Genomic DNA, 26,086 nt, shown 5'->3' with positions numbered 1-26,086 from the left:
AACTAAGCCCAAACCAACTAAATATTATTTCCTGCTAAATAATCTGCCTGCTTCACGCAAAAACCTAAATGTTGGCGTTAGCCCGTTGCTGGTAGCTGCATTGGAGGCACCGGTCAGGTTTGGCGTGCTAAATTAATTTTACATAGCTTTGCCGGCAATAATTGTATGCGTAAAACCTTTTAATAATTTTAAGCTTTTAAGTAAGTAGCCCTGCGCCCCAGTTATTAACCTAAAACTTTTCATGCGCCCAGTAGTATTTAAAATATTAGGTGTAAATAATTTCTGGTTGGCGTAGGTACTCCGGTAGCGGAGATTATTTAGATAATTTTATTTCCCAATTAGCTCTTAAACAAATCAGCAGATTAGCATTTCATGAATATAGGTATCGTTTGTTACCCCACCTTTGGTGGCAGCGGTGTGGTAGCCACTGAATTAGGTTTAGCTTTGGCCCTGAAAGGGCATCGTATTCATTTTATTACTTACAGCCAGCCCGCCCGACTCGATTTTTTTAATGAAAACCTGTTCTACCACGAAGTAATTGTACCGTCTTACCCCCTGTTCCAGTACGACCCGTACGAACTGGCCCTGGCAAGTAAAATGGTAGATATTGTGCAGTTCGAGAAATTAGATGTTTTGCACGTACATTACGCTATACCACACGCATCGGCGGCCTACATGGCCAAACAGATATTAAAAACCAAAGGCATTCAGATTCCGATAATTACTACTTTGCATGGCACCGATATTACCCTGGTGGGCAAAGACGCTTCTTTTGAGCCGGTAGTTACTTTTAGCATTAACCAATCCGATGGTGTTACGGCCGTTTCCGCGGATCTGCGCACCGAAACTTATAACCATTTCCGGATCGAAAAAGAAATAGAAGTAATTCCGAATTTTATTAACCTCGAGCGGTTTCAGCGGCAGCGCAAAGAACATTTCCGGGCCGCTATCAGCCCCGCCGGCGAAAAATTACTGGTGCATACGTCTAACTTCCGGAGCGTTAAACGGGTGCAGGATGTAATTAAAATATTCTACAACGTGCGCAAACACATACCTTGTAAGCTCCTGATGGTGGGCGATGGCCCTGACCGGATAAAAGCCGAAAAGCTTTGCCGCAAGCTGGATGTTTGCAACGATGTCCGGTTTTTAGGTAAAATGGATGCTGTGGAAGAAGTTTTATCGGTAGCCGATTTATTTTTAATGCCTTCCGAGAAAGAAAGTTTTGGTTTAGCGGCCTTAGAAGCCATGGCTTGCCAGGTACCGGTTATTTCGTCGAATGCCGGCGGTATTCCCGAATTAAATATTAATGGCGTAACCGGTTTTGTGAGCCCCGTAGGCGATGTAGATGCCATGGTTAAAAACGCCCTCTTTGTGCTCGACGATGCCAACCTGCCCCAATTTAAAGCCAATGCCCTGGCCCGGGCCAAAGATTTTGAAACGAGCAAAATAGTGCCATTGTACGAGCAGTTTTACCAGAAAGTAAAAGATGCGCAACTAGCCGAATTATAATCCTGTTCAGGTATTCTATCAGAATTAAAAAATCCTGCCCCTTTCCGGAGCAGGATTTTTTTTGTTCAACCAGGCAGAATATTTTAATCGCCGGTAAAGCTGTCAGGCTAATTTTTTCTATAAACCTGTAATTATTAACTTAAAAAATACTGATAATTCAGTATTGTAATTATGCTTTTGATTCCAAAAATTGCATTTACTTAATCCCCAATAAACCTGGTTACATTTAGTAATCAAAGGTTTATATAAGCAAGCGCCTCTTGTCATTTAATAATAACCACTAGTTACCGGAAACATGAAAATTAAAAATAATTTATTGTTCCACAACGACAACGAACAAGTAAATTTCCTGGCTACGCCCAACAAAGGCGGCCGCTACACGCCCAGGTTTCTGGTCATTCATTATACCGCTGCTACTACGGCCCCATCGGCTATTAATTGGCTCACTAACCCAGTTGCCCAAGCCTCGGCGCATTTGGTTATAGATCGTGCCGGCGGTGTTACGCAACTGGCTCCATTTAATATTGTTACCTGGCACGCCGGCAAAAGCCGCTGGAACGGCCTAGATGGCTTAAACAGTTTTGCCATAGGTATAGAATTGGTAAATGCCGGGCGCTTATCTAAAATTGGCGAGAAGTGCATTTGTCCTGTCGATAAACAGCATATTGCCGACGACGATATTGTAATTGCCACCCACAAAAACGAAAACAAAGAATCTATCTGGCAAGAATATACCGATAAACAAGTTGAGGTAGCCTTAGAAATTTCGGCGTTGCTGGTCCGGGATTATAAACTCGAAGATGTGCTGGGCCACGAAGATATTGCGCCCATCCGGAAATCGGATCCCGGCCCAGCTTTCCCGATGAAAAGCTTCCGGGCCCGCGCGCTGGGCCGCAAAGACGAAACCCAGGATGAGTACGTTACCTCTACAGCCGTAAATATCCGGGCTGGGGCCGGCACGCCCTTCCCTACCTTAACCGAGCCTCTACCGCCCAACACCCGCGTTTTGGTATTACTCACCGAAGGCAACTGGAGTTTTGTGGAAGTACAAGACACGGTACACAACCTTATGGATTTAGAAGGCTGGGTATTTAGTAAATTTCTACAGAAAGCCTAAGCAATGTTTTTTCAGGCGTTACTTAACTAGCAAGATAAACATTGTAGCATTTTATAAACTGCGGCAACTGTTGGCCTGGCTGCGGAAGTACCAGTCAGTAATCTGGCAAAAGCTTTAGAATTACTGGTGATAACACCACCCATGGCACAAATTCTATTCAAAACAAAAATGCTAATCGGCTTATTATTTAAAATATTTATTTAGCTGCTACGGAAGGCATAAATAAAAAATATAGCCCTATTCTTTTGAGAAAAGCCCCGATTACTTTTTATAAAGCCAATTAACCAATTACCCGGTGGTTTATCCCGAAAGGTATCTATTAAATATTGCTCACAGCTTCCCAATTTCCACTATTAATCCTTCTCTTTAATTGTTCTTCTGTTAGGCAGATGACTTAAGTCATGCTGGTGCATGATTTAGATCATACCGGCAAAACTACTGACCGCCTACCTTGCACCTGTCCGGAAAGCTAAACTTTATGCTATGGGTTTGCCGCAGTAAAATAGCCACGTTAAAGCACAATAGCTTTAGCTGTTCCGGTTAGTAACACTTCTAAAACAAGCTAATAATTTATTTTAGAATCACTTACGGCTATACTATTTAAATAAATATTGGTGCAGATTATTACCAGGTAATCTGTACAACACTTTTACCCTTATAACATGCCTGATATTGCTTTACACGCCTTTCACATTCCAGTAATGGGATTGGCTTTTTCCATCGATTCGCCGCTTAAAGTAGCCCGTTACGGCATTTCTTCGGTCATTTCGCTCAGCGACGATGCTTTAATTGAAGAAATGCGAGCTTATTACAGTCGGCTAAACGAAGAACCTTTTACCCCGATAACCACCCACCAGGAAGATTACCGGGCGCAACGCATTACGGCCTACTTAAATTTGCTACATAAATTAGTACACCGGCAAACCGAGGCTTTGCGTGCCCAACCTTTTACCCCGGAGTCTGACCTGACCAAATATTTCGAAATGCTCCCGGAAAGTTCGCCGGCCAAAACGCAATATTTACATATGTTGCAACTTCGTGATATTGGTGAAGTAGAGGTATTGCAAAACCAATTACGACAATTGGTACGGCCGGGCAGCATTGATGTAAATATTATGACAAAGCTGGATAAAACCAATTACCAGAAAAACGGGGAAGCTTTGCCCGCCATTTACTCCGATGCTTTGGCCGCCTTGCGCGGATTTGCGCAAAGCCAGGTAGCCGCAGCCGTTATTTTCTCGGCCGGTATGAACATGCGCCTGTACGCCTACTTAGAGCAATTCCCCGACTTTTTGCCCGATGCCCAGGGTCAGTTCCGCAAGAAAGTAATAATTAAGGTAAGCGACTACCGCTCGGCGTTGGTGCAAGGTAAAATATTAGCTAAAAAAGGCATTTGGGTATCAGAGTTCCGGATTGAGTCGGGATTAAACTGCGGCGGTCATGCTTTTGCCACCGATGGTTATTTACTAGGCCCTATTCTGGAAGAGTTTAAACAAAACCGCCAGCAATTACAAGCCGAATTATTTGGTCTGTACGGCGCGGCCTTAACCGCTAAAGGGTTTTCCGTGGCCGCTCCTCCGGCTATGCGCATTACGGTACAGGGTGGCATTGGCACGGCGGCCGAACAAAACTTTTTACAAGAACATTACCAGGTAGATGCCACCGGTTGGGGAACGCCTTTTCTACTGGTGCCCGGAGCCACTACCGTAGACACCGAAACCTTATTAAAGTTAGCCCAGGCCAAATCCGATGATTTATATTTGAGCCCAATTTCGCCGTTGGGCGTACCTTTTAACGCTTTGCGGGGCACCAGCTCCGAAACCCTTAAATTCAGCCGTATTGAACGCGACCAACCCGGCAGCCCTTGTTCTAAAAAGCACCTGGTTTCAAATACCGAATTTACCGCAGTACCCATTTGTACGGCTTCGCGCAAATACCAGAAGTTGAAACTGGCCCAGTTACAAACCGCCGATTTACCGCCGGCCCAGTATCAGGCCGAAAAAACTAAAGTATTGGCAAAAGAATGCCTCTGCGACGGATTGGCCAACACGGCTTTGCAATTATTTCAGTTGGGGCGTAACCCAGCCAGTCGCCCCGTTACCATTTGTCCGGGTCCTAACCTCGCGTATTTCTCCGGCATATTTTCGCTCCGCCAAATGGTAGATCATATTTATGGCCGCACCAACTTGCTAAACCAAACGTACCGGCCGCACATGTTTATCAACGAACTAAAAATGTACGTCGATTATTGGTTTAATTTATTTACCGACCAATCCGAAGCCATACCGGAAAAACAACAGAAATATATCCAGAACTTTCAGGCCAACCTGCTCCAGGGCATTGCTTATTACCAGGCGTTAGCGTCTAAAATATTCTCCGACCCAACGGCTCAAAATATTTTTCAGACTGAATTAACCCAGTTAAAAGACCGATTGCAAAACGTATAACTCAAATAAAAACCAGGCAGAATCTTTTATTTTAAAACTTTAACCTTGCTAATAAATCAATTTTTATAGTCTTAAGACTCTGATAAAATAATTATTGTAGACTTCATTTACGGCCGGTTTTAACCGGCCGTAAGTATTTAAGCAGCTTTATAAATTATTTAAATGTAAATAGCTGATTTCCTGCCGTATTCATTTGCTTATACCGCGGCAAATGATAAATTTACCCGGGCTAATTTCCCTTTTAAAATTATGGGATATAAAATCTTGTCGTTAGATGGCGGCGGCTCCTGGGCTTTAATTCAGGCCCGGATTTTACAGGATATATACGGCGATATACAGGGCCATGCGTTGTTACGCCAGTTCGATCTGGTTATTTCTAATTCGGGCGGCAGCCTGGTTTTAGCGGCTTTATGTACTAACCTGAAAATTAGCGAAATAACCGATTTATTTTTATTAGCAGAAAACCGGGAAAAGGTATTTTCGTCGTTAACCTTACCCGAGAAGTTAAAGAAAAGAAACTTTTTGAGTTTGTTCCGGCAATGGCTGGAGCTGGGACCCAAATACAGCACCGAACGCAAACTTGCGGGCTTAGTAGAAGTACTTACCAGCTACGACGAATATTTTAAAACCGGCAAAATTGCCCAACCAATTGTAAATACACCTTTACCCGAACTGCCTGCCATTATTGGCAAACCCGAACTGCAATTAATTATTGTGGGCTTTGATTATTTTCGGGAGCGGGTAAGCTTTTTCCGGTCTAACCCCGGCAGCAATACCGACCGCTTTAGCCAGAACGGCCATTACCAAATTTCTTTGGCGCACGCCATCCACGCCTCCAGCAATGCCCCGGTTAATTATTTCGATGCCCCGGCCGAAGTAGAGATTACCCATGTACCTAGCCAGGAATCCCGGCGAACTTTGTATTGGGACGGCGCCGTAGCCGGATTTAACAACCCGGTATTGGCCGGCTTAACCGAAGCCATCACGAACAATGCCGGGCTGTTGCTGTCCGAATACCATATTTTAACGCTAGGCACGGGTTTGGTCCGGAAAGCCATTATTGCCAATTATGCCAGTTCCAACAATCCCAGCTTAAAAGAAATATTCCGTCTCAACCAAGATAAATATTATACCCTCAGCGATTATTCGTCGCGTTTTTTTAATGATTTAAGCAAAATGGCCCAGAGTATTCTCAGCGACCCGCCCGATTCGGCTACCTTTATCGCTTATGCCATGCTGGATCCCACCCTTACCTGTTTGGCCAATATTATCCGGATTAATCCTTGCGTCGCGCCCGAGCTAAACCCGGCTACGCTGCACTACGAACTACCCGCTGCCTATGCTACTGATCCGCAGGGCGACACAAAATTCCGGCAATTATTAAACCTCGAAATGGACGCGGTAACTGAAACGGAAGTAAATTTAATCAATGATTTATGCGATAAATTTATCGGGGTTTCTGGCCCGGCGGTGCCTAACCAATTAATTCGCGGCGAAAAAGATACGCCGCATCTGGGCCAGTTTAGTTACCAGCAAGCCAAAGAAAAGTGGCTTAGGTTAATTAACCCGGTCTAATATGAGCCGTGTTTTTGTAATAACTATCAGCTTTTAAAAAAGAGGTTAGCTACTTATTCCCTTTTGGTTAACCCATTAACAAATTATTCTCAGGGAACCGCCTGGCCACTACCACTATTAAGTAAATTGTAGGCTTTTGCCCTTCCGGGATAAAAAAATGCAAATAAACTGCCGGGTACTTGTAATTAATTAATAAAATTCCAGAACTTAGCGACTGCATAAATACCCCAAGCACATTTATTTATGAGCAAAGACAAATATTTTATTATAGATTTCGACAGTACCTTTACCCAGGTAGAAGCCTTGGATGAGTTAGGCGAAATATCGCTGCACGACGAAGAACAACGCGCGCAAATTCTGCAGGAAATCAAAGATATTACCAATAGTGCCATGAACGGCAACAGTTCGTTTACCGAAGGTTTGTCGAAGCGCCTGGCTTTACTTAAAGCAAATAAAAAGCATTTAGGGCCTTTAATTTCCCGCCTCGAAACAAAAGTTTCGGAATCGGTAAAACGTAACAAAGAATTTTTTAACCAATATGCCGATCACATTTTTATTGTTTCGAGCGGGTTTAAAGAATTTATAACCCCTATTGTTACACCTTTCGGCATTAAAGAAGAAAATATTTACGCCAACACCTTTGAGTACGATGCTAACGGCAATATCATTGGCTTTGATACCACTAACGTTTTGTGTTTAGACAAAGGCAAAATCAAACTCCTGGAAAACCTGGCCCTACAGGGCGATGTTTACGTGCTGGGCGATGGCTACACCGATTACGAAATAAAAGAAGCCGGCCTGGCAAATAAATTTTACGCTTTTACCGAAAATATTTCGCGCGATAATGTAATTGCCAAAGCCGAACACATTGCCCCCAGCCTCGACGAATTTTTGTACCAGAACAAGCTACCAATGGCTATCTCTTACCCCAAAAACCGGATAAGTGTGCTGTTGCTGGAAAATATTCACCCCAAAGCCGTAGAGTTGTTTAAGCGCGAAGGTTACCAGGTAGAAACCATGACCGGCGCCCTGAACGAAGACGAACTGTGCGAGCGCATTAAAAACGTCTCGATATTAGGTATCCGTTCTAAAACGCAGGTTACCAAACGGGTATTGGCCAACGCCAATAAATTAATGAGTGTGGGTGCTTTCTGCATTGGCACCAACCAGATAGATTTAACTACTTGTCTGCAGTCGGGTATAGCGGTATTTAATGCCCCTTACAGCAACACCCGCAGCGTGGTAGAGTTGGCCATTGGCCAGATTATTATGCTGGCCCGCAATATTTTACCGAAAAGTGAAAAAATGCACCGCGGTATCTGGGACAAATCGGCGGCCGGAAGTTTTGAAGTGCGCGGCAAAAAGCTGGGTATTGTGGGCTACGGCAGCATTGGTTCGCAGTTATCGGTGCTGGCTGAAGCCTTGGGTATGGAGGTTTACTATTACGATGTAGTAGAAAAACTGCAACTAGGCAACGCCCGCAAATGCCGTACCCTAAAAGAATTGTTGGGCCTGGCCGATTTTGTAACGCTGCACATTGATGGCCGCGCCAGCAACCGCAATTTGTTTGGCCCTGCCGAGTTTGAAGCTATGAAAGACGGCGCTATTTTCCTGAACCTGAGCCGCGGCCACATTGTAGATATTCCGAGCCTGGTACAAAGCATTAAATCGGGCAAAATAAAAGGTGCCGCCGTAGATGTGTTCCCGTACGAGCCGGTAAATAACGCCGAAGAATTTTTAAACGAATTGCGCGGTTTGCCCAACGTCATTTTAACGCCGCACATTGGGGGTAGCACCAGCGAAGCCCAGGAAAATATTGCCAACTTTGTACCAAACCGCATTATGGAGTACATAAATACCGGCAATACCTACCAAAGCGTTAACTTCCCGAATATTCAGTTGCCCGAGCTGAACAATGCCCATCGGCTTATTCACCTGCACGCCAACGTGCCGGGCGTATTAGCCAATATTAACAATGTTCTGGCCGGCAACCACGTAAATATTCTGGGCCAGTACCTCAAAACCAATGAGCACATTGGCTACGTTATCACCGACATCGACAAAGCCTACGAAAAAACTGTAATTGAAGACCTGAAGCAGGTACCCCACACCATTAAGTTCCGGATTCTTTATTAACAATAAGTAGAAGGATAAAGGCAGAAAGAGTTTTAGAATTGCATAATCCAAATTTCTATTACATTTTCCAACATCTTTTATCCTTCTACCTTTTTCCCTTAAACATGAACAACAAAATATACTTTACGCCGGGGCCATCGGAGTTGTACCCAACGGTACCGCAGCACATGCAGGCGGCCATGGCAAATAAAATTGGCAGTATATCGCACCGCAGCCAGCAGTTTAAAGATATTTACGCCCATACCGAGCAGGGCTTGCGGGCCTTGTTAAACTTACCCGATAATTTCCAGATTTTGTTTTTGTCGTCGGCAAATGAGATTTGGGAACGGGCCATTCAGAACTGCGTGGAGCACGAAAGTTTCCATTTGGTAAACGGCTCTTTTTCAAAACGTTTTTTCCAGATTTCCAACGAACTGGGCCGCAAAGCTACCAAACACGAAGTTTCTTTCGGGCAAGGCTTTTGGGCTGATGATGTGCAAATTCCGGATACCGCCGAATTGGTAGCTTTGGTGCAAAACGAAACCAGCTCGGGTGCCACCTTACCCGTAGCCGAGATAAATAAAATAAAAGCCAAGGCTAATACCGATGCTTTAATATTTGTAGATGCGGTGTCGTCGATGCCGCACCCGGCTTTTGATTACAGCCAGGTAGATTCGGTTTATTTTTCGGTGCAGAAATGCTTTGGCTTACCGGCCGGCTTGGGTGTGTGGCTCGTAAATGAGCGGTGCATTGCCAAAGCCGAAGCGCTCAGTGTTAAAGGTTTATCTATTGGTTCTTACCACAGCCTGCCATCTTTGTTAAGCAAAGCCCAAACGTACCAAAACCCCGAAACGCCCAACGTTCTGAATATTTATTTACTGGGACAAGTGGCAGAAGAAATGCATAAAAAAGGCATCCAAACCATCCGCCAGGAAACTCAAACCAAAGCCCAACTGATTTACGATTATATTGCGCAAAGCCAGAACTTTTCGGTAGCCGTGGCAGAGCCGGCGCACCAATCGGCCACTACCATTGTAGCCAACACCCAAATATCTTCGGCCGAGGTAATTAAAAAACTTGCCCCTTTTGATATGGTAATAGGCAGCGGCTACGGCAACTACAAAGATTCCCAAATCCGGATTGCCAACTTTCCCGCGCACTCAGTTAGCCAAGTGCAAGCCCTGATTTACAAGTTGCAGGAGTTTTTTGGATAATCTTTATTCGTTAATGGTTAATCGTTGTTCGTTAATCCTTGTTCGTTAATCCTTGTTAAACCGGTAATATCTACTCTAAATCCGGTTACTTTGAGCACTGTGTATTTTTCCAAAAATCAATAAAACCCAAACAACGATTAACAAACAACGAATAACGTTCTTACTTGCTTTTCAGCAAATAACTTTTCTGGTTAAAGCTGTAATTTAAACCTAAAACCAGGCGGCCCGCGCTGGTGGGATGCTCGGTTGTGGCTTCATACACCGGAAACTGCGCCCCCATATTCACCGAGAAGTTTTTATAAAATATATCTAGTCCGGGCCCCAGTAAAGCATTGTTCATGCGGTGCTCGCCGGTGTGTTCCCCGTTCAGGGTTTCGCCGGGGGTATATTCGTAAAAAAATTGCGCCGACGGGATTATTTGCCAGTTCAGGTTAGGCATATAGCGGTAAAACAGGTTAGCAAAATGCGCCGAACTGTTGGCAATGCCTTCGTGGTAATAATTTTGCCCGTTTATTTTGTAGCTGGAGTTAAGGCTAAGGCCTAGTTTGCGGTAACCAATAATATAGTTTAAATAGCCAAAATAATCTACACTACCGGTACCGGTTTGTAAAAGCAAAGGATAGCGGGTCCCGGCGGCATCTTTCCGGTAATAATGCCCGGTGGGCAGTTTTAAACCGCCCCCCACAATTAACCGTTGTTGCGCACCGGCTACTTCAATCTGACGCAACAAATGAAATCCGGCAAATAAGTTTACATCGCCTATGCCGGAAACCGAAGAAGTACTGCCCTCGGTGCGGCTGCTATTCATATTTAAAGGCACATAAGCATTTAGCTCCAGCCGCTTATGAATAAAATATTTACCCCGTAGTTCTACTACCCGAAAAGCTTCGTAATCCTGCGGATTATCGCCGTGGGTATGCGGCCCGGTACCCGGCTGGTGGGTATGTCCGGCACCAGTTTCCTGCCAGGGCGAAGGATAAAACACCCGCACGCCATCCGGGAAAAATTTTTTTTTTTGATTTAGGCCCTGGTACCCGTTAAAAATGCGGTAGCGGTGCATTATCCCCAGGGTGCTTTGGTTGTCGTAAGGCGTAATGCCCATAAAGCAGCCACAAATATCGCAAGCAAAGCTACGCAGCGGACTAATTAGGGCAATAATGCCGAAAAGAAATATTAAAGTTACTTTTTTATTTAGGTTCTGAAAACGCTGCATTGTTTAAGAATTTATGATCGGTGAGGGTATGTAAAAAGGAAATAATGGCTTCTTTTTCCTGGTCGTTTAACCAGATGCCCAAGCTTCCGTCGGGCTGAATGAGCGTGGCATCTAAAGTAGTTGATGATTTTACCCCGTTGCGGTAATGCTCAAGCACCTGGGCTAAATTCCGGAAGCGGCCATCGTGCATGTAAGGTGCTGTTACCCCAACATTGCGCAACGAAGGCACTTTAAACTTTCCGGCATCGGCCGGCAAAAAAGTTATAAGGCTGCGCCCGGCATCAGTGGTAAAAGTTGCATCCAGGCCGTTGTTGCGGTATGTATGGTCAGTAAGCAAATCGGTAGCGTGGCAAGAGGTACAGTGCTGTTGAAAAAGTTTAAATCCTTTTTCTTCTGTTGCGCTAAATATTTCTTTCTCTTGCCGGCGATAGCGGTCGTAGCGGGAATCGGCCGACACCAGTGCGCCCATAAATTGCGCCATGGCCCTAAAAAGCTGCTGACTTGTTATTTGCTCCTGGCCAAATACCTTTTTAAACTTTTGCGGGTACTCCGGGTGTTTGTTCAGCTTGTTTATCACATTTGCCAAGGTTTCGTCCATTTCTACCGGGTTGGTTAGCGGCGCTAAGGGCACCAGTTCCAGGTGATTTACGCCTCCATCCCAGAAAAATTCCGGCTGCCAGGCCAGGTTGGCCAGTCCGGGTGTATTGCGGGTACCCAGTTTATCTTCGATACCATGACTTACCGGGTGGCCTAAATCGGCAAAGCCTGCAAATTGCCGGTGACAACTGCCGCACGAAACCGAGTTGTTGCGGGATAAAACCGGATCGTAGAAAAGGGCCCGCCCCAATTCAAAGCCTTCTTTTGTGACCGGATTATTCTTAAAAATATCGGGCAGTGGCGGGAAATTGGCTGGTTCGGGAACGGCAAAACGGCTTGGCTTATCTATATCAGATTCGCAAGCGACCAAAAACCAGGGCAAAAGCAACCAGCAACCCAAGTTCCGGAGTAATTTAAAAACCAGCATAACCTAAACGGCTAATGAATATGGTCTACAGAAAACATGTCGCGGTAATTATCGGCTATGGCTACGGCCGCCGGTCCGCCCATGGCTTTGTTTAGTTCCGAAAACCTAACCGTGGTAGGCGTCTTAAACATTTCTAAAATATCGACTTTCAGGTGTACTTCGGGCGTGCGGGTACCAGTAATATTTAGCCGGTTGCCGCCTAATGAAGGGCTTACCGTCCGGATGGTGTTGGTAGGTTGCTTAAAGCCGCCTACATGAAACACCAAACCACCGTTCGTCTCGGTAGATTGTGCCGAATATCCTTCGAGCTTCAAAAATATATAGCCGGTGCTCCAGGACCAGAACATGCCATTGAGGGGGTCTAGGGCACCGGTTTGGGCACCGCTGGTGTTGCGTAAACTATCTACCCCTATGGTAAAGGTAAGGCCGGTATACTCCCCTACCGGTACTTCCGGAATGGTTATAATGCGGGATTCAGAATTTTCGTGGTCAATTAAATAATAACTTTCCGGTTGTTTGTACTCGGTACCATCGGCTTTTTGGAGCACAATATTACTGATGTAGTAGGTAAAAGTGGTAACCTGAAACGGATCCTGGTTGGCGTTGCGGTAAGTTTTAGAAGCCAATACCAGGGGCTCTGTACCTACCACATTATCAAATTCGAGCTTTAAAGCGCCGGTACCTATCAATTCGTCGGGGTCTTTTTTGCACCCACTAATATTTATAAGTAAAAAGAAAGAAAAAAGAATTAAAGTATAACGTAGTAAGATCATAATTTTTGAAGCTTTATATAAACAAAGGATTAGGGGCAAACTAAAGTCAGCCCTAAGTAAATAAGCCCGAATATGGCCGGGTTTCTGCACCCGTCAGGCATTGAAAAACAGGAATAAATAAGCGGTAATAACCAGCCGTAGATACTTAATGGGCGCGATAAATATTTCTGGTGAAAAGCAGTGCTCCTCACAGGCAATAATTTGAGCTTAAGGCTCAAACCTGGAAATATCAAGACAATTGTAAATTGGATAAGCGATGGACTCCCGTGTTGTGTAAAGTTTTACAAACTTTACACAACAGAAACTAAAGCCTAAAGTATACCCGCGCCTAAGCTCTGGCGATAACCACAAGGTTAGTTTACCGGTAAAAAATTAGCAGGTAAATTGGGGTGGATGAAAAATAGCCGCGTTGGCCGCATAAAAATAAATGGGTGGGTTAACTTTGGGATAAGCTACCGGAAAATACATGGGCCGCGCTAAATGGGCTTTAACTACCGTATGGCAAAATAGCAAATCAAATTTTTCTTTAACCTGGTTGGGTGCTTGCTTCTCGGCTTTATCGGTGGCTTTTAGTTGTTTTTGCAGGTAGCATTTGCCATGGCAAGCCATTTCGGGCTCCTGGCGGTTTTCGCACAAAACGGCTGCAATATAAGCCTTATCGAGGTGGTAATTGGCTACCACCACTATTTTACTCAAAGCCTGAACCATAATCAGCCCAGCTAAAAATAAAACAAAGACTTTTTTCAAGGAGTTATTTTTTTGGTAAAAGTATTCCGCTCATTCGTAAAAACAAAAATTTAATAATTATTAAAATTTAAATTTTTCGCTTACCGGATGGTTATTTCGGAAAAACGTTTGTCTTCTACAAAAGCAGCATCGGTAAGGGTGTGCAAAAATTTAATTATTTTGTCTTTTTCGAGGGGCGTTAAAGCCAAAGATTTTCCTTTTACTTCGTTAGAGGCTTCCAGAATTAAAGGGTCGATATTGGGGCTATTCAGGTTAATATGCTCGTTGTAGTGGTCCAGCACTTCTTCTAAAGTTTTAAAACGGCCGTCGTGCATGTACGGTGCGGTTAAGGCAATATTCCGGAGCGAAGGCGCTTTAAATTTACCCATATCGGTGGGTTTACCGGTTAGGGCACCTACACCTTGGTCCTGCGGAACGGCATCGAGGCCGTTGTTATGAAATTTCTCTAAGGTTAATAAAGGTCCGTTGTGGCAATCGCCGCAGTTACCCCCGCGTAAACTTATTTCGGGAACCGGGTGCGTCAGGAAAAGCTGATAACCTTCGCGCTCATCTTTGGTAAATACCGCCGGGTCCTGCAAAAATTTATCAAATTTAGAACCCGATGAAACAAGCGTACGCTGAAACTGGGCTAAGGCTTTTAGAATATTATCGGAGGTAATGGTAGGCGAGCCAAAAGCGGCCGCGAATAACTTAGGATAAGCCGGCGTATTTTGTAATTTGTCTACGCTTTGCGCCAGCGGCTGGTTCATTTCCAGGTGATCTTCTAACGGAATGCGGGCTTGTGCTTCTAAGGTTTTGGCCACACCATCCCAGTTAAAAGAAGTTTGCCAGGCCAAGTTGGCCAGCATCATGGCATTGCGGGTGCCCGGTTTACCATCAGTACCTATACTTAGCGCGGTGCCATTGGTAAACGCAAACTGCTGCTGGTGGCAAGAGCCGCAAGAAATATTGTTATTAGCCGATAACTTTTTCTCGTAAAACAAGGCCCGGCCCAAATAAATACCTTCTTCGGTTAAAGGATTATCAGCCGGAATTACCGGTTCCCGGAAGTTAAACGGCACGGCCAAATTATAAGGCTTGGGCTGGGGAGTATTATCGTTAAGTTCTTTATCGGGTTTACCGCAAGCTGCCAACCCCAGCACCACCCAATGGCAGCAGAACCTTATAAGTGGTTTTAAGAAATAATGCCGGGTGTAAAGTGCTGGCTTACCCATTTTGTACCTTTGGTTTATTTTCTATAAAACAAACTACCCACCCCGTTTATTATTTAATAATTACCTAAGCTTTAAAAAACCTGGTTTATTTCTTGCTTCAGGAAACTAATGGCCTGGCCGGTCGGTTCAGCCTGGGCAGTTAAAATATTTTCGAGCACCTTCTTGGCCAGATCGGTTCCGCGGGCATCTTCGGGCAACTCGTGGTAAACCCGGTTAATAAGCGTTACAATATCTTCTTTGGTCCGTTTTACCAATTGCCAGGCCTGGTCGGTCATGTACATTTGCTGCGATATGTTGTGGTTAAATTCTTCCCGGATTTCAGTAAGCAATACCCGCTGGTACTCGGCCGCCGATTGGCCCGCACTGCTTACCCGCACCAGTAAATTACTGGGGGTAATACGTTCCAGGAGCAAACAAACCCGCTCGTAGGCTTGTAACCGGATGGGCAATACCACTGCCGAGTTTTTCATCCGGAGTTCTAATATCCGTTTCTGGTATTCTTTCGTTAAATACGAATTAACCACTGAGTACATGCCGTACAACACCAAAGCCGCCGGTAAAATAACCTTGAGTAAATCAAAAATATAGTCGGTCATAAACAATAGAATTAAACGTAATTGCGTAAAAATAGAAAATTTGCCCGTGAATTTTTAAGCCCAATATCCTGTTCTAAGATTATAAGCCCTTAAACGGAACAAAATAGGTAAATATTAATTAATTTTGTGAAGTTAAATTCTAAACCATGGAAACAGCAACTATAAATAAAATTGCCCCGATTAGCCTTACCCCCCGGGCCATTGAAGAAGTAAAAATAATTATAAAAGACAAAAACGTACCGGCCGAATACGGGTTACGCATTGGCGTACAAGGGGGCGGCTGTTCTGGTATGTCTTATTTGTTGGGTTTTGATAAAAAGAAAGACAACGACGAAACCTATAACATTGAAGGTATTGAGCTAATTATGGATAAAAAACACGGCATGTACGTAATGGGCATGCAAGTTGATTTTCAGGATGGTCTGAACGCCCGGGGCTTTACCTTTAACAATCCGCAGGCCAAAAGTACCTGTGGCTGCGGCAGTTCTTTTTCGGCTTAAGGCTAAAAATTATTTAGTTATTACGTTTATTCTGTTTTGTAAAAAGCAAAAGCCACCTGCGGGTGGCTTTTGCTTTTTATATGCTTTTATTCTTACATCAGTAACTCTCCCACGTGTTTCCGGATGTTGGTACAAATCTGGTCGATGGGTAAGTCGTTGGCATCGGTCCCGAACGGGTTTTCAATTTCTTCGGCAATTAATTCTAAACTGGCCAGGGCGTATAAAATGAGCGCAACCACCGGCACTATGTAATACCCCAGGCTAAACACCCAGCCAAAGGGCAAAGTCATGACGTAAAAGAAGATAAACTTTTTAATAAACACACTGTAGGTAAACGGTATAGGCGTATTTTTAATCCTTTCGCAAGCGCCACAATGGTCGGTTAACGCTTTTACTTCTTCGTTTAAAATTAAAAGCTGGGCATGCGATATTTTTTCTTTTGTATACAACCCATTCACCCGGTTGTATATGGCCGATGCAATTTGGTTGGGCACATGCTTGCCCGGTTTTAAATCCAAAATCGGATCAAACTCGTGAAAATCTTCGTTTTCGCGGAGCAAATGTTTTAGGGCAAAGGCATAATTCGGAATCATTTTCCGGAAATATTGCTTGTCGCGCTCATCCGAGACAAAAGCCTCTATTTTAATGGCCAGGTTGCGTGAGGTGTTGGTTAAGCCACCCCATATTTTGCGTCCCTCCCACCAGCGGTCGTAAGCGGTATTGGTCCGGAAAACCAGCAAAAGCGAAATAACAAAGCCCAGTACATTGTGCATCATGCCTACATTGCGGAGGTTTTGCGAATCGTTAACGCTAATATAATTTAATTCGAGGTAAGCAATCAGGGCCGAATACAAACTTACAGCCACCATTAGCGGTAATAGCTTGCGGAAAGTATCGGCCCGGGTAATCCGGAAAATAAAGGTAAACCAATCTTTAGGGTTATAATTTATCACGGGTAATCAGAGACTTAAATTAAATATTGCCGAAATATTTAAATGGTTAAAAAATTAGAGAGGTAGTGGGCGTATAGTCTAAGCAGCTATCAGGCTTTGTAAAAAAGCCACTTAGATAATTCCTGGTAAGTTATTTTTTTGCCGTACATTAAAATACCCACGCGGTAAATGCGGGCAGCAATCCAGGTAGTCGCAATAAAGCCCAGCACCAGCAAACCCATCGACAAAAGCAACTCCGGCACAGGTACGCCAAACGGTAAGCGCAGCATCATGGCAATAGGCGACGTAAACGGAATAATCGACATCCAGAAAGCTACAGCCCCATCGGGGTTACGGATAATAACGGTTTGGGCAATTACAAAAGTCATAATCAGCGGAATGGTAATTGGGAGCATAAACTGCTGCGTATCGGTTTCGTTGTCTACGGCGGCTCCTACAGCCCCAAATAATGCCCCGTACAATAAATATCCGCCTAAAAAATAAAATACAAAGCAGCCCAGCAGTAAAGGAATATTCAGGTTTTTACTGGCTGCAAAAATATCGGCGGCGGCGTTGGTTTGCATAGTAGCCGGACTGGCATTGGGCGTTGAAAAGCTGGTTGGCGCCGGCGGTGGGGCTAGTTCGTCTTTAAAGCTGGCCGCCACCGCCGAGGTTACTACCGTAGATAAAATTACCCACAGCAAAAACTGGGTGAGGCCCACGGCGGCAATGCCTAATATTTTGCCCATCATGAGCTGAAAAGGCTTCACCGACGAAATAATTACTTCTACAATCCGGTTGGTTTTTTCTTCAATAACGCCCCGCATAATTTGCACCCCGTAAATAAAAATAAACATATAAATCAGGAAGGCCCCTGCATAACCAACGCCGGTGGTTAAAAAAGCATTATTATCTTTTTCGCCTTCTTTGCTCAGGTTGGTGGTAGCAATGGCCACATTGGTTTTAATTTTATCCAGCACCGCCTGGTCTATGCCGGATTGACGATATTTCACGGTTTCAATTTCTTTTTCCAGGCTATTTTCTATTGCCAGCTTGTTATCGAGGCTAATATTGGTTTTAGAATAAAGCCGGATTCCGGCCGGATTATTTAAATCGAGTTTAGGAATATACAGCAAGGCAGTATGATCGCTCTCTAAAAAAGCTGCTTTTAAGGTCTCTAAATCTCCTTGTACCGGTAAATACTGGCGTTTATCGGTGCTTTTAAACTTGTCGGCGAAAAGGCCGCTTTGGTCTAATACCTGTATGGTAGTGGTTTTATCGGATACAGTGGTTAACAGGACCGGCACCACCAGGAGGGTCGCCAATAAAATCGGGGCCAGTAAAGTCATGATAATAAAGCTTTTTTTGCGCACCCGTACCAGGTATTCGCGCTGAAAAATTAACCAGATTTTATGCATAAAGAATAGGTAAGTCGGCTGCTTTGCTCAAAACAAATATAAGGGTTAAAACAAAAACTCTTCCTTTTCCTATGCAAGGATATATTTAGAAGTACCGGATATATTGGGTTACTGCAATAAAATTTAACTCCATGGCCATTGATAAACCCTACCTGAATAAATTTATACCCCAAAATAAACACTGCGGCCCCGCTCAGTAAAGCGGGGCCGCAGTAGAAGTAAATATTAGAGATAAATATTTGTGCTGTATTATTTGGCTATGGAAATGCGCCTGGTAGTAATACCTACTTCAGTTTGGAGTTTAAGTAGGTATACGCCTTTGGCTAAGCCGGAAACTTCCATATCTACCGTTATGTTTTCTCCAGCGCTGGCCCTTCCGGCCGCAACGGTTTTCAGTTTGGACCCTCTAATATCATACAGGTCTAAGATGTAGTCGCCTTTAGTAGCTAAACTTAGTTTTACCGTGGCATTCGTGTTGGCCGGATTGGGATAAACCGTTAAGGCAGAGGCTAACCCAAATGTCTCAGTTGGCGACGACTTTCGGCTGGCAGTTAAGCTACCGGGTGATAGTATCTGTACGGTTATAGTGGCTGTTTGCCCAAATGCATCGCTTACGGTTAAGGTGTAAGTCCCGGCCCCTAAGTTAATTAAATCTTCGTTTGCTGCGCCGTTGCTCCAACGGTACCGGAAAGGGGCTACCCCTCCTATTACACTTACATCAATCGAACCAGTATTGCTGCCGGTGGCCGTTACATGGGTATGTGATTCAGCTAAACTGATAGCGCCATTCTTCCGCCCTACGGTTATAACCGTTCTGGCCTGACAGCCTTTGGCATCGGTGAGGTTAACCGTATATACGCCCGGTGCCGCAACGGCTATATCTTCGGTAGTAGCGCCGGTACTCCAGCTATACGTGTAAGGCGCCGTACCGCCGCTGGGGGTTAAATCTATAGCACCGGCGCCGGTAACTGCTCCCCACATGCCGTACCACGACTCCGCCGGGGTAACTTTGCTGGTGGCTACCAGGGTGCAAACGGTAGTGGTGGCGCTCTTTACCGTAAAACTCTTATCTGTTGCAGCCGGGTGATAGTTGCTGTTGCCGGTTTGGCTGGCTCTGACGGTTACGGTGCCTACTCCGGCTAAAGTAACGGTATTACCTACTACGGTAGCAGGGCCGGTAACCAAACTGTAGGTAACGGCTAAACCCGAAGAAGCCGTGGCACTCAAGGTAAAAGGCGCATCGCCGAAGGTTTTATCCGGTATGGCCGCCATACTGATACTCTGGTTCGCTTTGGCTACTGTAAAACTACGGTCAACTGGTGTAGCCGCTGAATAGTTGCTGTTACCACTCTGGGTGGCACGCACGGTTACTGTTCCGGCACCGGTGATTGTAAGAATATTGCCTGCAATAGTAGCTGGTCCGGAGAGAATACTAAAGCTGACCGGCAAACCTGAACTGGTTGTAGCAGTTAATTGAATAGGTCCATCGCCATAGGTTTTGTCGGGTAAAGCAGCAAAAGTAATGCTTTGCCACCCCTGTACCACGCTAAAACTCTGGTCTACGGGTGGCGCGGGTGCAAATAAGTCATTACCGGCCTGAGTAGCTCGTACGGTTACCTGTCCCACGCCCGTTAGAGTAATAATATTCCCCGAGATAGTAGCTGGCCCCGAGAGAATACTAAAGCTGACCGTTAAACCAGAAGAGGCGGTAGCGCTAACTACAATAGGCGGCTCATTAAAAGTTACTTTGGGCAGGGCCGGGAAAGAAATGCTCTGGTTTTGTTTTACAGTAGCAGATAGCACATTAAAACTAACATCTACCGGCGTAGCGGCCAGGTATTGATCATTACCGGGGTGAAAAGCGCGCACTGTTACTTTGCCAGTGCCCGTAATGGTTAAGATTTTGCCCGATACTGTTGCCGGCCCCGACATGATCCGGTAAGAAACCGACAAGCCGGAACTAGAAGTCGCATTTAAAGCAAAAGGTAGATCGCCATATACTTTATCCGTTATGGGTGGGAAGGTAATGGTTTGCATTTTCAATCCCGAGGTATTTACGGTAATGGTAACAGTAGCCGTGCCGACACAACCATTCGCATCGGTACCGATAACCGTGTAAGTAGTGGTAGCAGCAGGTTTAGCGATTACCGAAGCCCCAGTAGTACTACTTAAGCCCGTAGCCGGCGACCAGATGTAAGAGTTTGCCCCGGAAGCTGCTAAATTAGCCGAACCACCGCTGGTAATGGTAGAAACATTGGTACTAACAGCTACTTTAGGCAGCGGGTTAACCGTTGCGGTAACTGGCACCCGGACACTTTCGCAGGAGCCATTTACCACTGAAACGTAATAAGTAGTGGTAGTAGTAAGTACTGGCGTGGTGAAGATTGCAGTGGTTGCAATAGGTGTGCCCCCTGACTTGCTGGTGTACCAGCGGTATAAACCTGTTGCTGGTGCGCCGGATGCAGTTAGAGTAACCTGGCCTGGGCCACAGATAGATGCATCATAAACTATTGGTGAGGATGGTTTAGCACTTGTCTGAATAGTAAGATTGCTAATAACATCATTACCACATGGGCTATTGCTCCTGACAGAAACAGTCCCTCCAGATTGCCCTACAGCAACTGTTATATAAGGGGTTCCTTGCCCCGAAGTAATGGTCCATCCACTTGGTACAGACCAGAAGAAATTTGTGTATCCATTAGTGTAGGAAACCATATAATAACCATTTCCGGCCTGACAGGGAGAATAAGTACCTTCAATATTTATAGGTGGGCTGGAATTAGTATTAGAAATTGCTACATCGCCCCTACTTTCAGTACCTATTATTACTGGATTGGAGGAAGAAACTACCCTGATTTTATATTTTGCGCTTGCTATGGAATTTGCTGGTATAGTGGCCATAATAGGACTGGAGGTACCACTTCCAATAATAACAGGCGAAACAAAAGAACTAGTTGCACTTGAAAGCTGTACATGAAATACTTCGCCTAAAGCGAAAGTACCAGTGGTTGTAAAATATATAGGCAGTGAACTGCCAGCACAAAAAGCTGAAGTTGATAAATTAGTTGTGCTGATGGTAGGCGGGGGAACTGGTGGAAACCATAATTTTATAACCCAGTAATCACTACCGCCTCTACTATCCTCACTCTTGTCACCATTTGCATTAGAACCTGAAGAATTTCCCAAGAAAAAACCACCATCGGCTGTCTGGTCTAAAGCAGAAAAAGAACTTCCGCCACTTACAATTTTCTCCCATTCTATATTACCAGAAGTATTAAACTTTAATAGCGATTTATTGCTGCCGCTCAAAACAAAGCCTCCATCGGTAGTCTGGTGCAGAGCGCTCAAATAATCATCGTTAGATCCCCCAATGGTTTTATCCCACACCTTTGTGCCAGTAGCGTTCAGTTTAACTAACCAGAAATCTCTACCGCCTTTCGAATTTTCACTTTTATCGCCACTTATATTGGAAAAAGACTCTCCTCCCACAATATAACCGCCATCTTTGGTTTGTATAACATGCCGGAAATCATCAAGGTCATTACCGCCTAAGGTTTTATCCCATTCTTTAATTCCTGAAGCATTTATCTTTACAACCCAATAATCAAAAACACCATTAACTTTATTTGGGTCATCGCCTCTATTATTTTCGCTCTTATCCCCACTTGCATTAGAATACGACAATCCCCCCAATATATACCCTCCATCAGAGGTTTGGTCTAAAGAACGCAGTACATCATATTCGCTCCCACCTATAACTTTATCCCATTCTTTGTTACCGGCAGCACTTATTTTTACGACCCAAAAGTCATACCCTCCTTTAGTCTTATCAGTTTTATCTCCACCTACCATTCCCTGGGTTTGGCCACCTAAAATACAGCCGCCATCTTTAGTTGGCTTTAAAGACCATAATAAATCATCGGAAGGGCTGCCAATAGTTTTATCCCATAATTTATTGCCCCGAGCATCCAGTTTAATAATCCAATAATCATTTATACCTTTTGAGTCATGGGTTTTGTCCCGGCCAGCATTTGCCCAGGATTGTCCACCCACTATATAGCCGCCATCAGTCGTTTGGCAAACAGCAGTAAAATTATTTACTTCAATAGTACCTAATGTTTTATCCCATTCCTTAACTCCGGCCGCATTCAGCTTTACTATCCAAAAATCCCCATAAAAACTTAACCGGGAGTCTTCGGTCTTATCGCCACTAGCCTTAGATTGAGAATTCCCACCTAGAATATAACCACCGTCAGCTGTTTGCTGAACAGATTTTAATTCATCATTACCACTTCCACCAATAGTTTTATCCCACTGCTTAGTAGGTTGAGCCATCAGGTTGGTGACTGATATACCATACCATAAGAGAAATATCATTAGGACGAAAGAGGCTCGGTTAAATGATTGTAGTATTTGGCCTGGTAAAACCCTTTGTTGCGTAATTTTTTTAATCATAGAAATCTATTTAAAATGAGTAAACAGGAGAAGGCAAATAGCTTTACAGAATTCTATTCTGATTTATTAAATATATTTCGCTCGCGACTTACCCAAATGGTAACTTGTTTTTATAAATACAAAAACCGGGTAAACCAAATGGATTGCTGTATTTAAGCGGCCTGGTAGATTTATATCCCTGAGAAAATGTTTTGCGATAGACAAAGAATAGTAAAAAGGAGCTTAACCACCAACTCTAAATCTTTACTCTACTTAAATATTAAGGTAAACAATTTTGATACAGACCGGCAATACATTAGTGCTACAATATATAAAATAGATTTAATTTTTTAGAAAAATATTTATATTTTAAGGTAAAATTATTCCAAAATTTTAACACGTAGCTTTACCATATTCACGACCTATTTTACTATTTCTAATATTCCTTTGAGCCGGTCTTCATTGACTTCATATTTAATGGTCTCCATGCACACACTACCCGGGTTAAATCCTAAGGCTGATTAGTGTTTGTTGCTTTTCTTCTTTGTGCCTTTTCTTGTATCCACAGTAGTAGTGTAAGTTTTTCAATTTTAGATTCTGCAAGTGGTCGGCTATAAAATACAACTGCCCCACCTTAATAGACAGGGCAGTTGTATGCTGGTTCATGCGTGATTATAGCCGTAGCTTTAAAATTTACCTGGCTACTGATAAGCGTTTAGTCGAGACACCCTTATCAGATTGGAGTTTAAGCAGGTATACGCCTTCGGCCAAACTGTTCAGGTTCAACTCCAGGGTTTGGACTTTATTTGCTTGGGCCTGACCAGTAGCTAATGTTTTTACTTTCGCGCCTCTAATGTCAAACAGGTCTAAGGTGTAGTTACCGGTTGCGGCTAAGTTCAAGTTAATCTTGGTTTGTTCTTTAGCCGGATTGGGGTAAACTGTAAAACCAGTTTCTTTATCGATAAATACTTCTTTTTCATTAGGCTTTCTGGCAGCAGCTGTTCCACCGGCCCCCTGTACCTGCACCGAAAGGGTTGCGGTCCGGCCAAATGCATCGGTTACGGTAACCGAGTAAGTACCCGCGGCTAAGTTGGTTAAATCTTCGGTAGTGGCACCATTGTTCCAGCGGTATTTAAAAGGACCAGTGCCGCCCACCACACTTACATCAATGGAGCCATTGTTAGTGCCACCAGTCGTTACATTGGAATGGGATTTAGCTAATGTAAGCGCGGCATTTTTACGGGCAATTGTAACGGTGGTGCGGGTGGTGCAAGCCTGGGCATCGGTAATGGTTACGGTATAAACGCCCGGAGGGGCAACGGCTAAATCTTCGGTAGTAGCCCCGGTGTTCCAGCGGTAGGTGTAGGGGGCAGTGCCGCCGCTGGGGGTTACATCAATGGCACCGGCCCCGCTGGTTGGCCCCCACATACCGTACCAGGGTTCGGCTGGCGTAGTTTTGCTGGTGGCTACTAAATTGCACACTACCGGCGTAGGATTACGTGGATTAACGATAGTAACGGAAGTGCTAAGTTTTCGGCCAAAAGCATCGGTAACCGTAACCGCGTAAGTACCTACGGCCAAACCCGTTAAATCTTCAGAAGTAGCCCCGTTGCTCCACAGGTATTTATAAGGACCGGTACCCCCTACTACCGTTAAATCAATGGAGCCAGTTGGGTCGCCGGTGGTGATAACATTCGTGTGGGTAGTTTGTAAACGCATGGGGTCATTTTTCTTACCCACTTCTATGGTGGTCCGGAGCATACAACCTTGGGCATCCGTTACTACTACGGTATGTACCGTAGGATTGGCAAAAGGATAATCTTCGTAGGGGCCCGGACTCCAAGTATTCCACCGATACGTGTAAGGAGGCGTGCCTCCCGTAACGGTTATATCAATGGAACCTTCGCCTCCCGGATACATGCCGTACCAAGGTTCGGCCTGGACAACTTTGCTCGTAAGTGCCAACTGACAAAGGTCCTTTGGCGGGGAGGTAGTCTCACCAGCTAGCTTCACGGCATAATAATCCCAGCCGGCGCCCGTAAGTCCGCCCAAGATAAAGCCACCATCTGCGGTTTGCTCTAAGTAGCGCAATTGGTCATTATCATATGGAAGTCCTATGGTTTTATCCCATACCCGGTTACCGGCCGCATCTAATTTTATTACCCAAAAATCTGAATTGTAACAAAAATCGACATTACAGTCACCTAGGTTACCTTCCGTTTTATCACCTCCTGCGTCGGAATAAGACTCTCCGCCCAGAATGTAGCCACCATCCGCAGTTTGCCGTAAGGCGCGTAACTCATCTCTGCCGGTCCCCCCAAAGGTTTTTTCCCATTCTTTAACACCCGCCGTATTTAGCTTAATTATCTGATAATCGTCAGAACTACCAACATTTCCTGCAAGATAGCCACCATCAGCAGTTTGCTGGGTTACCATATTTACTGACAAGGGCTGCTCCCATTCGGTTACCCCAACTGCATTCAGTTTAACCGCCAACCAAGGTCTAAAGACCAAAAAACCATTATCGGCGGTTTGTTGTACGGTGCCATCAGCTCTTTCCCATAGTATGCTTCCCGAGGAATTTAGCTTCAAGACACTACCACCTCCAGACAAAACATATCCCCCATCCGGGGTTTGTTCTATAATCTCACCTCCTTTTTCTAATGTTTTATCCCATTGTTTATTACCGGCGGCATCTAGCTTCACTATCCAGGTACCCACAATATTATCGCTTTTATCCCCGCTAGCTTTAGAATCGGACCTGCCAGCCACAATATAGCCGCCATCAGCGGTTGGATCAATTGATGTTAAAGTTTCCCAATCATTTCCGCCCAAGGTATTGTCCCATTGTTTCTCGCCGGCCGCATTTAATTTTACAATCCAATAATCAGGGTTACGCGTACCTCCTACCGGATTCTCCGTCTTATCGTATTCCGCCGGAGAAATCGAAGTACCGCCCAGTATATAACCACCATCGGCCGTTTGCTTTACCATGGCAAACAATTCCGGTTCAGACCCTACAATTCTTTTATCCCATTCTACAGCCGGTTGGGCCAGTATAGTAGTTAATGGAAAAAGAAAGAAGTAGAGCAAGAATAAACCAGGCCGATAAGTTTGCCCAGAAAACTTTAGAAATCGGCTTGTTTTAGCCAAATGGGTTAGAAAAAATCTTTTCATTTTAATTAATTTGTTGGTGGGAGATTGAGTTTTTATGTGCCTTGTATGTGCCCATTTGCATGCTTAAAGTTGCACCAATGG

Annotated in this window: 17 protein-coding genes; 7 read left to right on the top strand and 10 right to left on the bottom strand. The window is 44.5% G+C overall.

Annotated features, from left to right (window positions below):
* The first annotated feature begins 372 nt into the window (after window positions 1-372).
* The 6 genes from bshA to ACO1R6_RS20405 all read left to right on the top strand — a co-directional run bounded on the left by bshA (window position 373) and on the right by ACO1R6_RS20405 (window position 9,977).
* Window positions 373-1,509: an N-acetyl-alpha-D-glucosaminyl L-malate synthase BshA gene (bshA, locus tag ACO1R6_RS20430; protein ID WP_486266962.1), complete on the top strand. Its 1,137-nt coding sequence runs from the start codon at window positions 373-375 to the stop codon at window positions 1,507-1,509.
* 295 nt (window positions 1,510-1,804) lie between these two features.
* The gene (locus tag ACO1R6_RS20425) at window positions 1,805-2,626 is read left to right on the top strand and encodes an N-acetylmuramoyl-L-alanine amidase (protein WP_486266961.1); all 822 of its coding nucleotides are present in this window, start codon (window positions 1,805-1,807) and stop codon (window positions 2,624-2,626) included.
* Window positions 2,627-3,288: 662 nt separating this feature from the next.
* A complete protein-coding gene (locus ACO1R6_RS20420; RefSeq protein ID WP_486266960.1) occupies window positions 3,289-5,073 on the top strand; it encodes a hypothetical protein in 1,785 nt (594 codons plus the stop codon).
* Between the two features lie 249 nt (window positions 5,074-5,322).
* The gene (locus tag ACO1R6_RS20415; protein WP_486266959.1) at window positions 5,323-6,648 is read left to right on the top strand and encodes a patatin-like phospholipase family protein; all 1,326 of its coding nucleotides are present in this window, start codon (window positions 5,323-5,325) and stop codon (window positions 6,646-6,648) included.
* A 243-nt stretch (window positions 6,649-6,891) separates the two neighbouring features.
* Window positions 6,892-8,784 carry a phosphoglycerate dehydrogenase gene (serA, locus tag ACO1R6_RS20410; protein WP_486266958.1) on the top strand — a complete coding sequence of 631 codons (1,893 nt, stop codon included), beginning with the start codon at window positions 6,892-6,894 and terminating at the stop codon, window positions 8,782-8,784.
* 104 nt (window positions 8,785-8,888) lie between these two features.
* Entirely contained in the window at window positions 8,889-9,977 is a 1,089-nt protein-coding gene (locus ACO1R6_RS20405) for an aminotransferase class V-fold PLP-dependent enzyme (protein WP_486266957.1), read from the top strand.
* 160 nt (window positions 9,978-10,137) lie between these two features.
* Here the strand turns inward: ACO1R6_RS20405 and ACO1R6_RS20400 are convergent, their stop codons facing one another.
* The 6 genes from ACO1R6_RS20400 to ACO1R6_RS20375 all read right to left on the bottom strand — a co-directional run bounded on the left by ACO1R6_RS20400 (window position 10,138) and on the right by ACO1R6_RS20375 (window position 15,544).
* Window positions 10,138-11,190 carry a hypothetical protein gene (locus ACO1R6_RS20400; RefSeq protein ID WP_486266956.1) on the bottom strand — a complete coding sequence of 351 codons (1,053 nt, stop codon included), beginning with the start codon at window positions 11,188-11,190 and terminating at the stop codon, window positions 10,138-10,140.
* Window positions 11,165-12,214: a cytochrome-c peroxidase gene (locus ACO1R6_RS20395; RefSeq protein WP_486266955.1), complete on the bottom strand. Its 1,050-nt coding sequence runs from the start codon at window positions 12,212-12,214 to the stop codon at window positions 11,165-11,167. Before ACO1R6_RS20395 ends, ACO1R6_RS20400 begins: the two co-directional genes overlap by 26 nt.
* Before the next feature lie 11 nt (window positions 12,215-12,225).
* Window positions 12,226-12,987, bottom strand: a complete 762-nt coding sequence (locus ACO1R6_RS20390; RefSeq protein WP_486266954.1) for an MbnP family protein — start codon at window positions 12,985-12,987, stop codon at window positions 12,226-12,228.
* A gap of 372 nt (window positions 12,988-13,359) precedes the next feature.
* Window positions 13,360-13,734 (bottom strand): hypothetical protein, encoded by a 375-nt coding sequence (locus ACO1R6_RS20385; RefSeq protein WP_486266953.1) that lies wholly within the window; start codon window positions 13,732-13,734, stop codon window positions 13,360-13,362.
* Between the two features lie 80 nt (window positions 13,735-13,814).
* A complete protein-coding gene (locus ACO1R6_RS20380) occupies window positions 13,815-14,948 on the bottom strand; it encodes a cytochrome-c peroxidase (RefSeq protein ID WP_486266952.1) in 1,134 nt (377 codons plus the stop codon).
* 71 nt (window positions 14,949-15,019) lie between these two features.
* On the bottom strand, window positions 15,020-15,544 hold the full coding sequence (locus tag ACO1R6_RS20375) for a DUF7935 family protein (protein ID WP_486266951.1): 525 nt from the start codon (window positions 15,542-15,544) through the stop codon (window positions 15,020-15,022).
* A gap of 146 nt (window positions 15,545-15,690) precedes the next feature.
* Here ACO1R6_RS20375 and ACO1R6_RS20370 point away from each other — a divergent pair, with 146 nt between their 5' ends.
* The gene (locus tag ACO1R6_RS20370; RefSeq protein WP_486266950.1) at window positions 15,691-16,044 is read left to right on the top strand and encodes a HesB/IscA family protein; all 354 of its coding nucleotides are present in this window, start codon (window positions 15,691-15,693) and stop codon (window positions 16,042-16,044) included.
* Window positions 16,045-16,136: 92 nt separating this feature from the next.
* Here ACO1R6_RS20370 and ACO1R6_RS20365 read toward each other — a convergent pair whose 3' ends face one another.
* The 4 genes from ACO1R6_RS20365 to ACO1R6_RS20350 form a co-directional block, all read right to left on the bottom strand.
* Window positions 16,137-16,997, bottom strand: coding sequence for a bestrophin family protein (locus ACO1R6_RS20365; protein WP_486266949.1), 861 nt, complete (start codon window positions 16,995-16,997; stop codon window positions 16,137-16,139).
* 89 nt (window positions 16,998-17,086) lie between these two features.
* Window positions 17,087-18,394 (bottom strand): ABC transporter permease, encoded by a 1,308-nt coding sequence (locus ACO1R6_RS20360; protein WP_486266948.1) that lies wholly within the window; start codon window positions 18,392-18,394, stop codon window positions 17,087-17,089.
* Between the two features lie 249 nt (window positions 18,395-18,643).
* On the bottom strand, window positions 18,644-22,729 hold the full coding sequence (locus ACO1R6_RS20355) for an Ig-like domain-containing protein (RefSeq protein ID WP_486266947.1): 4,086 nt from the start codon (window positions 22,727-22,729) through the stop codon (window positions 18,644-18,646).
* Between the two features lie 792 nt (window positions 22,730-23,521).
* Window positions 23,522-25,921 (bottom strand): T9SS type A sorting domain-containing protein, encoded by a 2,400-nt coding sequence (locus ACO1R6_RS20350; protein WP_486266946.1) that lies wholly within the window; start codon window positions 25,919-25,921, stop codon window positions 23,522-23,524.
* Window positions 25,922-26,086 lie beyond the last annotated feature (165 nt).

The sequence above is a fragment of the Adhaeribacter sp. genome (assembly GCF_057359045.1).
The sequence above is the reverse complement of the archived record's forward strand: the minus strand, read 5'-3'. Positions and strand labels throughout refer to the sequence as shown.

What these genes read in the sequence shown, in the direction of transcription:
- bshA (WP_486266962.1), top strand. Translation starts at nt 373, where the DNA reads ATGAATATAGGTATCGTTTGTTACCCCACCTTTGGTGGCAGCGGTGTG.
- ACO1R6_RS20425 (WP_486266961.1), top strand. Translation starts at nt 1,805, where the DNA reads ATGAAAATTAAAAATAATTTATTGTTCCACAACGACAACGAACAAGTA.
- ACO1R6_RS20420 (WP_486266960.1), top strand. Translation starts at nt 3,289, where the DNA reads ATGCCTGATATTGCTTTACACGCCTTTCACATTCCAGTAATGGGATTG.
- ACO1R6_RS20415 (WP_486266959.1), top strand. Translation starts at nt 5,323, where the DNA reads ATGGGATATAAAATCTTGTCGTTAGATGGCGGCGGCTCCTGGGCTTTA.
- serA (WP_486266958.1), top strand. Translation starts at nt 6,892, where the DNA reads ATGAGCAAAGACAAATATTTTATTATAGATTTCGACAGTACCTTTACC.
- ACO1R6_RS20405 (WP_486266957.1), top strand. Translation starts at nt 8,889, where the DNA reads ATGAACAACAAAATATACTTTACGCCGGGGCCATCGGAGTTGTACCCA.
- ACO1R6_RS20400 (WP_486266956.1), bottom strand. Translation starts at nt 11,190, where the DNA reads ATGCAGCGTTTTCAGAACCTAAATAAAAAAGTAACTTTAATATTTCTT.
- ACO1R6_RS20395 (WP_486266955.1), bottom strand. Translation starts at nt 12,214, where the DNA reads ATGCTGGTTTTTAAATTACTCCGGAACTTGGGTTGCTGGTTGCTTTTG.
- ACO1R6_RS20390 (WP_486266954.1), bottom strand. Translation starts at nt 12,987, where the DNA reads ATGATCTTACTACGTTATACTTTAATTCTTTTTTCTTTCTTTTTACTT.
- ACO1R6_RS20380 (WP_486266952.1), bottom strand. Translation starts at nt 14,948, where the DNA reads ATGGGTAAGCCAGCACTTTACACCCGGCATTATTTCTTAAAACCACTT.
- ACO1R6_RS20375 (WP_486266951.1), bottom strand. Translation starts at nt 15,544, where the DNA reads ATGACCGACTATATTTTTGATTTACTCAAGGTTATTTTACCGGCGGCT.
- ACO1R6_RS20370 (WP_486266950.1), top strand. Translation starts at nt 15,691, where the DNA reads ATGGAAACAGCAACTATAAATAAAATTGCCCCGATTAGCCTTACCCCC.
- ACO1R6_RS20360 (WP_486266948.1), bottom strand. Translation starts at nt 18,394, where the DNA reads ATGCATAAAATCTGGTTAATTTTTCAGCGCGAATACCTGGTACGGGTG.
- ACO1R6_RS20355 (WP_486266947.1), bottom strand. Translation starts at nt 22,729, where the DNA reads ATGGCTCAACCTACTAAGCAGTGGGATAAAACTATTGGTGGAAGTGGT.